This window comes from Blautia marasmi (assembly GCF_900258535.1).
In the GTDB taxonomy this organism is placed as follows: Bacteria; Bacillota; Clostridia; order Lachnospirales; family Lachnospiraceae; genus Blautia; species Blautia hominis.
The window spans coordinates 2,281,548-2,296,936 of sequence record NZ_OIWX01000001.1; the positions used below are offsets into that span (position 1 = coordinate 2,281,548).

Sequence of the window (15,389 nt, forward strand, 5' to 3'; positions counted from 1 at the left end):
CGTTTATACGATAAATGTCTTGGCTTTTTCCGCAGCATCCACGGCGGTTTCCGTGTAGGCGTCCGCGCCGATGGAGTCGGCGAATTCCTGTGTGACGGCACCGCCTCCCACCATGATCTTCAGCCGGTGCTGCTTGTCGTGGCGGCGCAGAGATTTGACAACCTGCTGCATTTCCGGAATGGAGGTGGTGAGCAGGGATGAGATACATACAATGGAAACCTGCGGATTATCACGGACCGCTTTCAGGAACTGCTTTTCCGGAATGTCAACTCCAAGGTCAATGACCTTGAAGCCGGCACTGCGGAACATGATGGCAACCAGGTTTTTTCCAACATCGTGCAGGTCTCCTTCGACAGTACCCAGAATAACAGTGCCAATGCTTTGATCTTCCAAGGCGCCGCATCGCTCCTCCAGGATGTCAAATCCCTTTCTCACGCTGCGGGCAGCCGCCAGTATTTTGGGAATATCCGCATCGTTCTGCTTGTAATATTCCCCTACTGTCTTCATGGCAGGCACCATAGCCTGCTCCACAATGACGGAAGGATGGATATGTTCCTCCAAAGCTCTGGACACAAGAAACTGGGCATCACGCGGATGCCCGTTTTCAATTGCCTGACGAAGTTCTTCTAAAGTAGTCATGATGTCCTCCTGTTTCAATGAGAAAAAGGCGTAACAGTCCAGAACGCTGAACGGTTACCGAATGGCGCTTACTCCAGCAGAAAACAACTGGTATAGGCAATGGTACAGGGACCATAATAATAAGTCATATCGTTGGCTTTGCAGATTTGAGTGACCAGCATACCATAGGCTTCCATGGAAGAAAAGGCTTTTTTAGGGAAGCGGCAGGGCTCGTCAGGGTAGGTGCAGGTTTCACATCTGGTACAGCAGCCCGCACCTATGGCCAGCATGTCCGGATAGGTTTCCCTCAGCAGCTTTTCCATGGCAAAGAAGTTTTTCTTATGCAGAGCCTCTGTCTCCATCATGGTTTCCCCATCCATGGCATCCTCCAGCTGGCCTACGGTCTGAACCAGGATCCCGTTTTTATACTGCTGGATCTTGGCACGGCAGTCTTCCAGGGTCCCGCATCCGGGAGGGCAGCTCCAGCGTTTGCCGTACATTCCGCATGTGTTGGCCTCGCACATTTGGCGTACCTCCGGAAGCAGTTCGATGGTGCTGCATTTTAGCGGTGCTATATGGGAGAATCCGGTATCTGTTCCCAGTTTCTCCAGTTGTTCATAGTCAATCATGTAAAAACCCCCATTCATCATTCTTAAGCTTTCATAGTAATGGAATATCTATTGTTCCGGGAATTCCAGTTCGTCCACAAAGCAGTCCTGGAATTCAGGGGAAGCAGCCAGTTCAACAAAGGATATCTCCTTTGCCAGTGTATCCGAGTAGAATAATTCTTCCCTGTTGATGAGCGCTATCTTGGAACCTTCTCCGGCAGCATTTCCCACCGGTACGATCTTCTTTTTCAGACAAATGGGTATGAGGCCAATGTCACAGGCGCTTTCAGGGTTCATGTAGTTGCCGAAGGCTCCGGCTATATATACATGGGCAATCTGCTCCTCGGTGATGCCAAGCTCTTTTTGAAGAAGCTGGATGCCGGCGGCGATGGCGGCTTTGGCAAGCTGTACCTCACGGACGTCCTTTTGGCTGAGATAAACGGGGCTGCCGTTTCCGCTATCCTTGGCAGGGACCAGTGTAAATGCGGCTGTGCCGTCCTCTGACAGAAGTTTTCCGGACTCATCTATGATCCCTGCTTTTCTCAGGCAGGCGATCAGGTCGATCAGGCCGGATCCGCAGATACCAATGGCTTTTTCTCCGCCTACAGTGGTATAGCTCCATGTGCCGTCCCTGTATTCCACGTGGTCCACAGCACCGGATGCGCCTCTCATGCCGCATTCGATCTTAGCTCCCTCGAAAGCAGGGCCTGCGGCTGTGGAACAGGCTGCCAGCCGGTCCTTGTTGCCCAGTACCATCTCCCCGTTGGTGCCTATGTCGATCATCAGAGAGATATCTTCCTGCTGGTCCGGGCGGATACAGAGCAGGCATCCCATGGTATCAGCACCTACAAAGCCCGCCACATCCGGAAGCAGGATAAGCTGTCCTCTTGGATGGATGTGAAGGTCATAAGAAGCGGCATCTAAAAAGAGAAGCTGGCTGATGGCCGGATTGTAAGGGGCATGTACAAGAGCTCCCGGGGATATGCCCAGAAACAGGTGATGCATACAGGTATTGCCCACGATACAGGTCTGGTAAATGCTGTCTGTGGGGATGCCTGCTTTTTGGGCCAGGGAATCCAGGATCGACTGGACAGTCTGGCGGATGCAGGCACTTAAGTTTTCAGTTCCGTTTTCAAGTGCATAGTTGGCACGCATGATCACATCAGCGCCATACTGGGCCTGGGGATTCATACTGCTCTCCACAGCCAGGACTCTGCCTGTGCGTGCATCCATCAGATACCCTACAACTGTAGTGGTCCCGATGTCAAAGGCGGCCAGGTATCCCTTGACAGGCTCTTTCTGCAAGTCCAGAAGGGTGTCATGAGACACTGCCGCATACCAGGTGTCCGTCTCCTTGAGCATTTCATACAGGCCGGAGGCTATTTCCAGATCAGGCCTTAAATGTTCCATGCTCTCTTTGAAGGTTTCCTCCAGCGCCAGTTTCAGCCGGTCCCAGTCGGACAGATTGTCCCCCGGTTTTACCTTGCGGATATGTATTTTGCCGAATCGGAGCAGAGGATGGAGAGGTACCGGGCGGGAAAAGCCTTCAGCCAGAATGGCATGCTCTTTTTCTCTCACAAGGGTGTCAACTGTCATATCCCCTGTGATCTTTGTCTGACAGGCTTTGAGAACGCCGGTCACGGGACCTTTTGTCACGTGTACCATGCATTTTCCGCAGGTACCCTGCCCGCCGCAGGGGGCATCCGGATCCAGGCCTGCCTGCCGCTGCGCCTGCAGGACAGTGGTGCCTTCTTCTGCCAGGATGCTTTTACCTTCACGGATAAAAGTTACTTCATGTGTTTTCAATTTTCATTCCCCCAATTTTGCTATAGAGTAAGTATAACAGAAAAGACCGCGACAGTAAACTGCCGCGGTCAAGTTATGAAAAGTTTTTACTTGAAATTTTTAGGATTCTTTTACCAAATGCAGGTTCCAGCTCTGATATTCTGTATTTGGCACCGGCATGGGCAGTCCTGCATCCATGAGAGCAGCGCCCGGATAGGTTTTATCACCTATGCGGTACATGGCATCCGGGTCCAGTCCCCGCAGGCGAATGCAGGTAAAGAGATTGTTTGCCGTGAGCTTTGTGGAGACAATGCCAAGCAGGGCCTCGCTCTTGTCTGGGGCTGCAAATTCCCATACAGTGTACTCCTCATTTTCGTAGGGACTTGCCAGGCGGTAGTAGGTGCCGTCCTGAATGAGGAAATAATATTTTTTAAAGGTCTCGATCTGTTCCCTGACTTCCTCTTTTTCCTGTTCTGACAGTTTTGCCGGGTCCAGCTCATAGCCGAAAGTACCGGCCATAGCTACCGTGGCTCTTGTTGCCAGGGAGGCAGCCCTTCCGGTCTGGTGGTTGGGGGAAGCGGATACATGGGCGCCCATAGTGCTGACAGGATAGGCAAATGAGGTGCCGTACTGTATTTTCAGCCGTTCAATGGCGTCTGTGTCATCGCTGGTCCAAATCTGAGGCGTGTAGTATAACATACCTGCGTCAAATCTTCCGCCGCCGCCGCTGCATCCCTCTATGAGCATGTGGGGATAGCGCCGGTTTAAGTTTTCCAGGAATTCGTAAAGCCCCAGCACGTATTTGTGTGCGGCTTCGCCCTGGCGGTCTGCGGGAAGAGCGGCGGAGAAAATGTCGCCGACACTGCGGTTAAAATCCCACTTCAGGTATTCCACCTGTGCATTGTCCAGCACTTCGCACATCATTTTGTAAATATAGTCACGGACTTCTTTTCGGGAGAAGTCCAGGACAAGCTGGTAACGGCTTCTTACCGGGTCTTTCTCAGGAACTTTAAAGGCCCAGTCAGGATGTGCCCGGTATAGATCGCTGTCCTCGGAGATACATTCCGGCTCGAACCAGATGCCGAATTTAAGTCCAAGATCATGGATCCGGCGGGAAAGTTCATGTAAGGAACAGCCCAGTTTCTTTTCATTTACGATCCAGTCACCCAGGCCGGAATTGTCACTGTCACGTTTGCCGAACCATCCGTCATCCATAACAAACAGTTCTGCGCCCAGGTCTTTGGCCTGCTCTGCCATTTCCACCAGCTTGTCCCCGGTGAAATCGAAATAGGTGCCCTCCCAGTTGTTGATGAGAACAGGGCGGCGGGCTTTTTTGTATTCCCCTCTGCAGAGGTTATTGCGGATGGCACAGTGGAACCGGTGGCTGATGGCTTCCATGCCATCTGCGCTGTAAACCATGGCTGCCTCCGGTGCGTGGAAGGAATCGCCTGATTCCAACTTATAGCAGAAATTATCCGGGTGTATTCCCATGAGGAATCTGGTCTGTCCGCTCTGATCTTTTTCTGCTTCGGCAAGGAAGTCACCGCTGTAGAGGAAGGAAAATCCATAGCATTCCCCGCTGGTCTCTGTGGTATCTTTTGCGGCCAGCATTACAAAGGGATTGTAGTGGTGGCTGGATGCGCCTCTTGTGCTGCCCACAGACTGGATGCCGTGATGGACCCGGGTGCGGGAGTACAGTCTTTCCATGGCATGACGTCCGTAAAAACTGATAAAGTCAAAATCCCCGTACTGGAAATCCGTACAGGTGCTCATGATCCGCTCCAGATAAACCGGAGCGTCTCCTTTGTTTTCCACAGTCACGCTTCTGGTGATGATATCCTTTTCTTCCAGGACACCGTAGTGGAGATGGACATATACGCTGCCGGTGCTGTCCTTCAGGGTGATGACCAGGGTGTCGGCAGTGTCCTCCTCCAGCGCGTAGAATGCAGGCAGGCCCGGAAGGGAATATTTGCCCTCCAGGATCTCAGCGGAAACATAGCGGAATTCACAGGAGGAAGCACCGGACGCATAACGGAGCCGTACAGCGCTCTCCCGGTAGTCACCGTTGCCGTAGGTGGGAAATTCCTGGGGAAGGGTGTCCAGGGAATAGGCCCGGTTATCGCCTGCAGCGTAAGGATTACCGGAAAAGCCCCGGTCTCTTCCCGCATTCAGATAGGAGTAGTCAAATACCTGTGTTCTTTTTCCGAACCAGGTGTGTACCAGAAAGTCCAGATCATCCACTTTCATCTGGTACATGCTGTTTTTGGTAAGCAGGGTGAATAATTTTCCTGTAGTATCTTTCTTTATAGCCATTGATTGTTCTCCTTCAAAATAGAAATAAAAACGTAACGGTTCAGTACCTTCCCGGTTACGGGCAAAAATCCATGCAGAATGGCCTTCGGCGATGGGATCTTTGCTTGCAGCTCAAGGTTTTCTTACGGCCGGCGCAGTATATGCGCAGACCTACTGAATAGTTACAAAAAACGGTCTTCTGTGTTCATTATAGTGGATAGGAGGAGAAGCGTAAATATGTCATTGTGACAATAATATAGCAAAAAGAGAGAAGAGGCACCAAACAACGGCGCCTCCTCCCTCTTTTATAGGGTATGCATGACAGACATGGATTTTAGCTTATTTTTATTATGCTACAAGCTCTTTTGCTTTCTGAGCAGCGGATGCAGCATCAGCAGTATAAGCGTCAGCGCCGATCTCATCAGCAAATTCCTGTGTAATAGGAGCGCCGCCAACCATAACTTTGATATTTCCACGAAAATCCTGAGCATTTAATGCCTCTACAGTAGCTTTTAATGCAGGCATAGTAGTGGTCAGAAGAGCGGAACATCCAACGATCTTAACATCCGGGTTTGCTTTGATAGTCTCTACAAATTTCTCTGTAGGTACATCAACGCCTAAGTCGATCACTTCAAATCCAGCACTTTCAATCATCATAGCAACAAGGTTTTTGCCGATATCATGCAGGTCGCCTGCAACGGTTCCGATAACCATTTTGCCGCAGACACCAGCGCTTCCGCTTGCCAGATGCGGTTTCAGGACCTCAACGCCTTTTTTCATAGCACGTGCAGCAACTAACATTTCAGGAACGAAGATCTCGTTGTTTTTGAAACGTTCACCTACAACGCCCATTGCATCGATCATAGCGTTCAATACGTCTACAGCCTGGCATCCGTCATCCAGTGCTTCCTGTACCAATCCGCCAACCAGTTTTGCTTTTCCAGCAGCAACAGCATCTGCAACAACCTGAATCTTACTCATAATAAATTCCTCCCATTTCTTAAAAAATATATTTGATAGTTTTTGGTTTCTTTAATGATTGCTATTCCTCAACACGAACACATAAATGTTTAATTCTTCGGAGCAGGTCCGATCAGTCCCTCGCGGTAAGCGCCGATGTATTCCATACAGAAATCATCCTCGCCCATAAGTGCCTCTGTGGCATATACAAGTCCCAGCATATCACGGTTTGTAGGATCCATGATAGCACTGTCAAGTCCTGCGTTCATAGCCAGGATCATGAAGCCGTAATTGATCAGCTTGCGGACCGGCAGGTTGAAGGAGATATTGCTGATGGCTGCCGTAATGTGGATGTTCGGATATCTCTTCCTTACTGTCTCAATGACTTCAATGTTCATGGCGATGCCGTCTTCAGAAGTACACAGCATCTCTACCAGCGGGTCAATGTGGATGCGGCTGGGGCTGATGTGGTATTCTTCTGCTTTTGCCATAATGTTGTCAAATACACGGAGACGGTCAGCGGCAGATTTTGGAATGCCGGTATCATCACTTAACAGTGCGATAACTTCCCATCCTTTGTTTTCTTCCATTGCCATGATCGGGAAAATGGTATCAATCTTGTTGCCTTCTCCTGATACGGAATTGAAAAGACCCGGTTTATTACAGAATTTGTAGGCCTCTTTCAAAACATCTGTGCTGGGGCTGTCCACAGAGATCGGAAGGTCTGTAACTTCCTGGATACATTCGATCATCCATTTTAAAGTTTCAACCTCAACCTCTTCCGCAACGGAAGCACAGCAGTCTATGTAGGTGGCGTTGGCAGCAGCCTGTTTTCTGGCGCGGTCTTTGATGAACTCCGCATCCCTCTCAGCGATGGCTTTTGCAACTGCCGGTATGGAGCCGTTGATTTTTTCCCCAATGATTATCATATTTGCAAAACCTCCTGTACAAATTTATAACTCTATTGTACCAAAATGCGCAGAAAGTACAAGCCGCAAAACGGGGGGATTTTTCCTGGGTTTTCCTACAAAGTGTAGGAAGGGTGGAAAGCCGCAAAAAATGCGGTAAAACAGGAAAATGCCTGCATTTACCGCATTTGTAATGGTTAAAAAATTGTCAATCCGGCGGAAGGACGCTTTTTCTGACGACCAGCTCCACCGGAAGGCGGATTGCTTTCTCCTTCACGTGCTCTCCGGACAGCAGCCGGAACAGGATTTCGGAAGCCAATTCTCCTTTCCTGGCAATGTCCTGATGCATGGTAGTCAGCTTGGGAACACAGAACTCCGCATAAGGATTGTCGTCAAATCCACACACGGAAATATCCTGGGGAACATAGCAGCCATGCTCGTTCAGATAGCCGATCACCTCAAAGGCAAGCTGGTCCGCGGTACAGAAAAGCACATACTTTTTGCCCGACAGTGCCAGAAGGGAATTGTACTGGCTGTCCCGCCGCCTTTTCTGTGTGTCCAGGACCATGTGCCATTGTTTTTCCGTGCTTACATTATGCTCCTTCAAGGCTATTTTCGCACCTGCCGCTCTCAGGGCGGAGGAGCCTATCTTGGCGTCTGAAATGACAATGATATTGGAGAATCCCGCATTGACCAGATAATTCACCATCTGTTTACCTGCGCCGATGTCATCCAGGGTCACATGATAGCCTGTATCCGGCAGTGGGGCGGTATCTTCCATGAATGTGTCGATGCCAACTACAGGGCAGTCCACCAGGGAGCACAGTTTTTCGTAGTTGGTCTTTGACAGTGTCACGGCAATGATCCCTGCCACATTCCAGGAGAGGGCGGTCTTAAAAATATTGTCAAGATTCCGGTCTATATAGAGCATCATATAGTATCCTGCCCTGCGTATCTCCTCCTCCAGGACGCCGATAGTCTGGCTGTAGAAAGGGTCGCCTACGGTTGTCTGGGTATAACGTTTGGTAGTATGGATCACCACGATGATCAGCCTGGTCTTGCCTTTTGTCAGGGCTTCCAGTCCCATTTTCGGCACATAGTTGTGCTCTTTTAAGGCCTGCTGAATACGTTCTACGTTTTCTTTGGACACCTTGCTGGTGCGGCCGTGGATCACGTTGGCAACCGTGGTGGGGCTGACATTCATCATATTGGCTATTTCTTTTATTGTTATCATCCGGTTACCCCCAAATGCGGACGGCTTGGGCCGTCTGTTGTATGAAAGTTTCAGTGTGAGTGTGACATAAGTAATGTATCGTAATCATTCAGCAGGTCTTCGCATTCACTGCGCTGACCGTAAGAAAACGTTCAGCGGCCAGGCAAAAATCCCATCGCAAAAACCGATTCTGCATGGATTTTTGCTGTAACTGTGAAGGGACTGAACAGTTACAAGGTATCGTAGATTACTTCTATTATAGAATAGCAGAAATAAGGGAAATTGCAAGAGGTTGTCAGAAAGTTCATCCATTTGTCAGATAAAGAGAGGGAGGAATGTATAATTTGATGATTGTACAGGGGAGAAATGTGTGCAAAGTGCATAATTAAATAGTGTTTAAATTATATATCGTGATGGTTTTACATAAAACCTATTTACATATTATGGGTATTATGCTAATGTTTAGTATATCAATAGAGGTGTTGCACAACACCGACAGCCAAGATGTGACATTTTATGTAAGTATCGTAGAACACCAACAAAAGGAGGAAACAAAATGAAAAGAAAAATGGTAGCGGTAATGTTGAGTACAGCCATGGTGTTTGGCCTGGCAGCCTGCGGAGGCGGAAATGACAAGGAAGCATCCACAGATACGGGCACAAAGGATACTAAGGAAGCGGAGGACACAAAGGATGACGCCAAAGAGGCGGACGATGCAGGGGAGGCCGCAGACAACGAGACAAAGGAATCAACAGCAGATGGTGACCGTGAAGAGATCACTTTGTTCCGTTCGGATGATGGAAACGGCGCGGTAGAGGCAGTCATTGAAGGTTTTGAAAAATCCCAGGATAAATATAAAGTGAAATGGGTAACTGCTTCCAATGATACAGACCAGACCAGAAGCCAGTTGAACACAGCGTTCTCGGCAGGAAGTTCTGAATACGACCTGGTATCTATTGATACGGTTTGGGCTGGTGACATGGCTGCGGCAGGTTATATTGAGGCACTGGACAGCTATATGATGGAAGCCAAGAGAAGCCCGGCAGATTATAATAAAGGTTCTATCCAGGCCGGTACATATAATGCAAAGACATATGCGCTGCCTCTGTATCCTGATTTTGGTGTTATCTATTTCAGGAGTGACATTGTCTCAGAGGAAGATGCAGCAAAACTCAGAAGCGGCGATTACACATGGGATGATTTCCTGGCAATGGCTGAGACCTATAAGGGACAGGGCGGAACCAAGACAGGATTTACCTTCCAGGCAAACCAGTATGAAGGACTTGTCTGCAATGCGAACGAGTACACAGCCAACTTTACAGATGTAAAGGGCGGCCTGGAATCTATGAAGAAGATCGTTGATTCCGATGCCACACCGGATGATATCCTGGTATATCAGGAATCAGAAGCTGCCAACAGCTATGTGAATGGTGAGACCGTATTCTCCCGTAACTGGCCATATGTATGGGGCCTTTTAGGTGCAGATGGCGCGGCAGTGACACAGGATCAGACAGATATCGCTCCAATCCCCGGCGGTTCCTGCATCGGCGGATGGCTGCTGGCTATGAATGCAAAGAGTGAGCACAAAGACGGAGCATGGGCATTCCTGGATTACTTCACATCTCTGGAAGGACAGAGGATCTTCTGCAGCAAGGGCGGATATGTCCCGGGATTCAACGAAGCACTGGATGATGCGGAAGTAAAAGAAGCGAATCAGCTTCTCGGCAAAGAGGGATTCATGAAAGCGCTGGAGAACACGATTGCAAGACCGTCCTCTGACAAATACGAAGAGTTATCAGATGCACTGCAGATTTCCATCCACAAATTCCTGTCAGGAGAATCTGACCTGGATGCAACCACAACAGAGGTGGAAGGACTGCTGAATCAGTAAAAAGTGTGCAGATATACGCACAGAAACAATTGAATTGAGTGAGTGAAGGGGTGTCGTGTTAGGCGTTACTACATATATAAATATATGTCATTGGCTTAATGCGGCACCTTTGTTTTGTTCGGAAGAGAGGGTAGATTATGATAAAAAGAATGACGTTCAAACAATTCCTGTTCATTCTTCCGCTGCTGATCTTTATCGGTATATTTTCCATATATCCTATTGTTACATCCCTGATGTATACGCTGTTTGATTACAGGACCAATGACCAGCAGCACAATAGCTTCTATATGTCCCAGCAGTTGAACGGAGAGTTATATGCACAGGATTTGGGCTATGTGAGCTGGTTTATAGAAACCGATATGGCCACTGAGGGACTGAGCAGTGAGGATGTGGCTGAATTTGAAGCGATCAAAGCGGAAGTAGATGAGCTGCAGAAGGAATATGAAGACTCCAAAGGCGTGGAAAAGGTTTCCTCAGAAACTATTGAGGAGATAAAGGCTTTTAATAAGGATACCAGAGAAAGACTTACAGCCATTTATGACAGGAATGCAGATTTGGATATGTATAACAGGGATGGTATGCCCCAGATCCTGGATGATATGGATTCCTGTGTGGTGGAGTCAAACTTTATCGGGCTGAAGGGATTCGGGAAACTGTTTACAGACACGAGATTCTTTAAGGCGCTGCTCCACACACTGCTGTTTACCGTTATATCAGTAGCGATCGAGCTTGTGATCGGCATGATACTGGCTCTTATTATGGATAAGGCGATTAAAGGTATCGGCGCTGTCCGTACGATCGCCCTGATTCCGTGGGCAATCCCAACGGCTGTGTCGGCTATGATCTGGAGTTATATGTATGACGGAAGTTATGGTGTCATATCCAAGATATTCTCTGTTATCGGATTGATCCCCAAACAGTCCGCAATGCTTTTGACGGCAAACGGTGCCATGACATCTGTTGTTATCTCCGATGTATGGAAAACAGCTCCCTATATGGCACTGCTTCTCCTTGCAGGTCTGCAGGTGATAGACAGGGGCCTGTATGAGAGCGCTTCCATTGACGGCGCCGGTCCTATCAAGACATTTTTCAGGATCACCCTTCCGCTGATCAAGCCAAGTCTTCTTGTAGCGCTTTTGTTCCGTACCATGGATGCGTTCCGTGTATACGATCTGATCGCTATTTTAACAGGGGGCGGCCCCGGAAACGGAACAGAATCCCTCTCCGTGTACTCTTATAAGCTTATGTTCGGACAGAGTAATTATGGATACGGTTCAGTGGTGGTTATGGGAATGGCAGTCTGCGTTGCTGTCATAGCAGTGCTTTACGTGAAGGTGCTGGGTGCGGAAGTGATCAATAATGATTAGAGGGGAGGAAGGAAAATGAGTAAGAATAAAACATTTAATATAGTCTGCTGGATTTTTGTGGTTATCTTTCTGCTGATTACAGTATTTCCTTTCTTCTGGATCTTGATCAGTTCTTTTAAGCCGGAATCGGAAATTTTCGGAGCCAACTGTTACCGAATCATTGCAGAGAATCCTACACTTGATAATTACAAGACCGTTATTTTTGAGAAGGGAATGCTCCGGGCGATCGTAAACAGTTTTGTGATGTCAGCGGCCACCACATTCTATGTGGTAGTTGTGGCTTCCATGTCCGCGTATATTATCTCAAGGTTTAAATTTAAGGGTAAAGCCCTTCTTATGGGTTTGATCCTGGCAGTTGCCATGTTCCCGCAGATGATCGTAGTGGGACCTATATTTAATATGTTCTATAAACTGGACATTCTGAATACATACTGGGTCTGCCTGGCGTACTCCACAATAACCCTGCCAAGTGCGGTGTGGATCATGGTGGCCCATTTTAATCAGGTTCCGCTGGCCCTGGAGGAGGCGGCAAAGATTGACGGCTGCTCCACATGGGGAATGCTTTGGAGGATCATTTTCCCCATTGCAGCTCCCGGTGTATTTACCACGGCGATCATGAGTTTCATTGCTGCATGGAATGAGTATCTGCTGTCCTGTACTCTGAACATTGATGAAAAGATCCAGACGGTTCCTGTGCGTCTGAGTTATTTGAAGGACCAGTTCACGGTGTTCTGGAGTCAGATCGCAGCGGCCACGGTGGTGGTGGTCATACCCACACTTTTGATCGTACTTCTGTTCCAGAAGCAGATCGTGGCAGGTATTTCCAACGGTGCGGTAAAAGAATAACAAAAATAAATGCTGCCGCAAAGGGCGGTTATCAAGATACAGAGCAGCTGTAAATAAAAGTTGGAAGGAGAACAGAATGGAAAAAGCGTGGTGGAAAGAGGCGGTTGTATACCAGATATATCCCAGAAGCTTTATGGACTCCAATGGGGATGGGATCGGAGACCTGCAGGGTGTGATCAGCAGGCTGGATTACTTAAAAGAGCTTGGCATTGATGTGATCTGGATGTCTCCCTGTTATAAATCGCCTAATGATGACAATGGATATGATATCTCTGATTACAGGGATATTATGGATGAGTTTGGAAATATGGATGATTTCAGGGAAATGCTTGCCGGGATCCATGACAGGGGTATGAAACTGGTCATGGACCTGGTAGTCAACCATTCCTCAGACGAGCATCAGTGGTTTGCGGAGTCCAGAAAATCAAAGGAGAATCCATACAGGGATTACTATATATGGAGAGATGGCAAGGACGGGAAAGAGCCGAATAACTGGACTTCCTATTTTTACGGTCCCGCATGGGAGTATGATGAGACTACAGACCAGTATTATCTGCATCTGTTTTCAAAGAAACAGCCGGATCTGAACTGGGAGAACCCTAAGCTGCGGGGTGAGATCTATGATATGATGAAATTCTGGCTGGATATGGGATGTGACGGCTTCCGTATGGATGTTGTAAGCCTGTTTTCCAAGACGCCCGGTCTGCCGGATGGAAAGCCCACTGAGATAACCGGAACCGAGCACTTCCAGGACGGTCCGAGGATCCATGAATTCCTGCAGGAAATGAACCGGGAGGTTCTGTCCAAATATAATATTATGACAGTTGGGGAGACCCCGGATGTACCTCTGGAGCATGCCCTTCGTTATGCAAACAATGAGGGGACGGAGCTGAATATGGTATTCCAGTTTGAGCAAAATGTTCTGGACTGCGGTCCTGAGCGGTATAGTTACCGGAAGGTGCCTCTTCCGGAGCTGAAGGCCTGCTTCACCAAATGGCAGACTGTTCTGCAGGATAAGGCCTGGAACAGTTTATACTGGACCAACCATGACCAGCCCAGAACGGTTTCCCGCAGGGGAAATGACAAAGCGTTCCGCAAAGAGAGTCAGAAGATGCTGTATACCATGCTTTTGACCATGCAGGGGACACCGTACATTTACCAGGGGGAAGAGATTGGAATGACCAATGTACATTTTGATTCCATTGAGGATTACAATGACATTGAGGTTAAGAACCTTTGGAAGGAACGTGTTGTCAACGGGGACGCGGATCCGGAGGTCCTGCTGGATGCCATCCGTTTCCGCTCCCGGGATAATGCCAGGACGCCTATGCAGTGGGATGACAGCCAACATGCCGGGTTTACCGTGGGTACACCGTGGCTGAAGGTAAATCCCAACTATAAGGAGATAAATGTAAAAGAAGCGCTGGAAGACCCGGATTCCATATTCTATTATATGAAGAGGCTGATCCGGATGCGCAAGGCAAATGAAGTGGCTGTGTACGGAGATTTCAGGGAGTATGAGCCGGAGAATGAAAGCCTTTATATATATGAAAGAAATTATGAAGGCAAAAAAATGTTCGTGGTCTTGAACTTTACGGATCATGAGGTTCCTTTCCGTGTGCCGGAAGGGTTAAATACCGGCGGAGCAGCGTTGTTGATTGACAATTATAAAGGGGATGCGGCTCTGGAAGATCGGATGATGCGGCCTTATGAGGCGTCTGTTTATATTATGTAAACTATATATGCAATAAAAAAACCAGAGGACGGTGCAGTGTTGTTGCTGCGCCGTCTTCCGGCTTTAAACGGTATTTTACCGTTAGGCCCGGGTCTTGTCTGCCTGTTCCACAGGGGTATCCAGATCCTTATAACATACATCCTCAAATGGAAGATAAACACGTTTTCTTTCCAGAGAGGACAAATAGATCCCTTTTACCATCTCTAATGTTTTTCTTCCCTCCATGGCATCTATCACCACGGGACGGTCAAGAAGTATGGACTCATAAAAGTCTCTGAGCTGCAGGTGGTGGCTGCTGCCCCAGTAATCCGGCCCCACATTGGTGGTCTCGTAAGTGTTGCGGATTTCCGTGTAGCATCCCTCTGCCTCATAGAATCCCATGTCCTGAATCAGGCCGCAGCGCCCTTTTTCTCCCTGGAATTCAATGGTGATGGGAGCATCTGAGGCGTAGGAATTGCAAGCATAGAGATTGTAGATACAGCCGTTTTTAAATTGAATGGCAGCTTCCGCCGCGTCCTCCACCTTTACCGTATCGTGGCAGTGGTTATGTATGCTGCCGTCAATCCATTCGATATCGCTTCCCAGCATATAACGGACCCGGTCCATGCTGTGTATGGCCTGGTCAATGAGCACGCCGCCGCCCTCTTTGTCCCAGGTGCCCTTCCAGTCACTCCCCTCATAGTAGGAGTGCGGGCGGTTCCAGGTAAGATAGGAGCGGGCAGAGAGGATGCGTCCAAAATATCCGGCATCCATGAGATTTTTGAGCTTTTCCACACTTTTCGTATATCTGGTCTGGAAAATGACGCCCAGTTTTCTGCCGGTGCGTTTCTGCGCCTCCATCATTTTATCTGCGTCCTGCAGAGAAATGGCTACGGGTTTTTCCGTCAGCACATGGAGTCCTGCCTCCATAGCCTTAACGGCCATGACAGGGTGCAGATAATGGGGAAGACATAAGTGTATCACATCAAGATCGTACTGAAGTGCAGTCTCCAGGTCTGTGCAGTAATGACAATTGAATTTTTCTGCGAATGCCTTTGCCTTCTTTTCGTCAATATCTATGGCGCATACAAGTTCCACATGATCAGTAAGGCGGCTAAAAGCGTCCTCGTAGCAGACGGAAATCCTTCCGCAGCCCATAATTGCAGCTCTGAGTTTTTTCATTTCAT

At 48.5% G+C, this 15,389-nt stretch carries 12 protein-coding genes; 4 read left to right on the top strand and 8 right to left on the bottom strand.

Going from position 1 to position 15,389, the window contains the following annotated elements:
• Positions 1-3 precede the first annotated feature (3 nt).
• The 7 genes from C6P39_RS09875 to C6P39_RS09905 all read right to left on the bottom strand — a co-directional run bounded on the left by C6P39_RS09875 (position 4) and on the right by C6P39_RS09905 (position 8,405).
• The gene (locus tag C6P39_RS09875; protein ID WP_104803655.1) at positions 4-639 is read right to left on the bottom strand and encodes a cobalamin-dependent protein; all 636 of its coding nucleotides are present in this window, start codon (positions 637-639) and stop codon (positions 4-6) included.
• Between the two features lie 68 nt (positions 640-707).
• A complete protein-coding gene (locus C6P39_RS09880; RefSeq protein ID WP_207657121.1) occupies positions 708-1,247 on the bottom strand; it encodes a DUF2284 domain-containing protein in 540 nt (179 codons plus the stop codon).
• Positions 1,248-1,295: 48 nt separating this feature from the next.
• Positions 1,296-3,032, bottom strand: a complete 1,737-nt coding sequence (locus C6P39_RS09885; RefSeq protein WP_104803656.1) for an ASKHA domain-containing protein — start codon at positions 3,030-3,032, stop codon at positions 1,296-1,298.
• Between the two features lie 99 nt (positions 3,033-3,131).
• Positions 3,132-5,324: an alpha-galactosidase gene (locus tag C6P39_RS09890; RefSeq protein WP_104803657.1), complete on the bottom strand. Its 2,193-nt coding sequence runs from the start codon at positions 5,322-5,324 to the stop codon at positions 3,132-3,134.
• Between the two features lie 327 nt (positions 5,325-5,651).
• Positions 5,652-6,284, bottom strand: coding sequence for a corrinoid protein (locus C6P39_RS09895; protein WP_104803658.1), 633 nt, complete (start codon positions 6,282-6,284; stop codon positions 5,652-5,654).
• Positions 6,285-6,373: 89 nt separating this feature from the next.
• Positions 6,374-7,192, bottom strand: a complete 819-nt coding sequence (locus C6P39_RS09900) for a methyltetrahydrofolate cobalamin methyltransferase (RefSeq protein WP_104803659.1) — start codon at positions 7,190-7,192, stop codon at positions 6,374-6,376.
• A gap of 187 nt (positions 7,193-7,379) precedes the next feature.
• Positions 7,380-8,405, bottom strand: a complete 1,026-nt coding sequence (locus C6P39_RS09905) for a LacI family DNA-binding transcriptional regulator (RefSeq protein WP_104803660.1) — start codon at positions 8,403-8,405, stop codon at positions 7,380-7,382.
• A gap of 535 nt (positions 8,406-8,940) precedes the next feature.
• Here C6P39_RS09905 and C6P39_RS09910 point away from each other — a divergent pair.
• The 4 genes from C6P39_RS09910 (at position 8,941) to C6P39_RS09925 (ending at position 14,223) form a co-directional block, all read left to right on the top strand.
• The gene (locus tag C6P39_RS09910; protein WP_104803661.1) at positions 8,941-10,275 is read left to right on the top strand and encodes an extracellular solute-binding protein; all 1,335 of its coding nucleotides are present in this window, start codon (positions 8,941-8,943) and stop codon (positions 10,273-10,275) included.
• A gap of 137 nt (positions 10,276-10,412) precedes the next feature.
• The gene (locus tag C6P39_RS09915) at positions 10,413-11,642 is read left to right on the top strand and encodes a carbohydrate ABC transporter permease (RefSeq protein WP_104803662.1); all 1,230 of its coding nucleotides are present in this window, start codon (positions 10,413-10,415) and stop codon (positions 11,640-11,642) included.
• Between the two features lie 15 nt (positions 11,643-11,657).
• Positions 11,658-12,488 carry a carbohydrate ABC transporter permease gene (locus C6P39_RS09920; RefSeq protein ID WP_065543848.1) on the top strand — a complete coding sequence of 277 codons (831 nt, stop codon included), beginning with the start codon at positions 11,658-11,660 and terminating at the stop codon, positions 12,486-12,488.
• A 76-nt stretch (positions 12,489-12,564) separates the two neighbouring features.
• Entirely contained in the window at positions 12,565-14,223 is a 1,659-nt protein-coding gene (locus C6P39_RS09925; protein ID WP_104803663.1) for a glycoside hydrolase family 13 protein, read from the top strand.
• An 81-nt stretch (positions 14,224-14,304) separates the two neighbouring features.
• Here C6P39_RS09925 and C6P39_RS09930 read toward each other — a convergent pair whose 3' ends face one another.
• Entirely contained in the window at positions 14,305-15,384 is a 1,080-nt protein-coding gene (locus C6P39_RS09930) for a Gfo/Idh/MocA family protein (RefSeq protein ID WP_104803664.1), read from the bottom strand.
• Positions 15,385-15,389 lie beyond the last annotated feature (5 nt).

Coding starts and splice junctions, on each gene's coding strand:
- C6P39_RS09875 (WP_104803655.1), bottom strand. CDS start 639: ATGACTACTTTAGAAGAACTTCGTCAGGCAATTGAAAACGGGCATCCG.
- C6P39_RS09880 (WP_207657121.1), bottom strand. CDS start 1,247: ATGATTGACTATGAACAACTGGAGAAACTGGGAACAGATACCGGATTC.
- C6P39_RS09890 (WP_104803657.1), bottom strand. CDS start 5,324: ATGGCTATAAAGAAAGATACTACAGGAAAATTATTCACCCTGCTTACC.
- C6P39_RS09895 (WP_104803658.1), bottom strand. CDS start 6,284: ATGAGTAAGATTCAGGTTGTTGCAGATGCTGTTGCTGCTGGAAAAGCA.
- C6P39_RS09900 (WP_104803659.1), bottom strand. CDS start 7,192: ATGATAATCATTGGGGAAAAAATCAACGGCTCCATACCGGCAGTTGCA.
- C6P39_RS09905 (WP_104803660.1), bottom strand. CDS start 8,405: ATGATAACAATAAAAGAAATAGCCAATATGATGAATGTCAGCCCCACC.
- C6P39_RS09910 (WP_104803661.1), top strand. CDS start 8,941: ATGAAAAGAAAAATGGTAGCGGTAATGTTGAGTACAGCCATGGTGTTT.
- C6P39_RS09915 (WP_104803662.1), top strand. CDS start 10,413: ATGATAAAAAGAATGACGTTCAAACAATTCCTGTTCATTCTTCCGCTG.
- C6P39_RS09920 (WP_065543848.1), top strand. CDS start 11,658: ATGAGTAAGAATAAAACATTTAATATAGTCTGCTGGATTTTTGTGGTT.
- C6P39_RS09925 (WP_104803663.1), top strand. CDS start 12,565: ATGGAAAAAGCGTGGTGGAAAGAGGCGGTTGTATACCAGATATATCCC.
- C6P39_RS09930 (WP_104803664.1), bottom strand. CDS start 15,384: ATGAAAAAACTCAGAGCTGCAATTATGGGCTGCGGAAGGATTTCCGTC.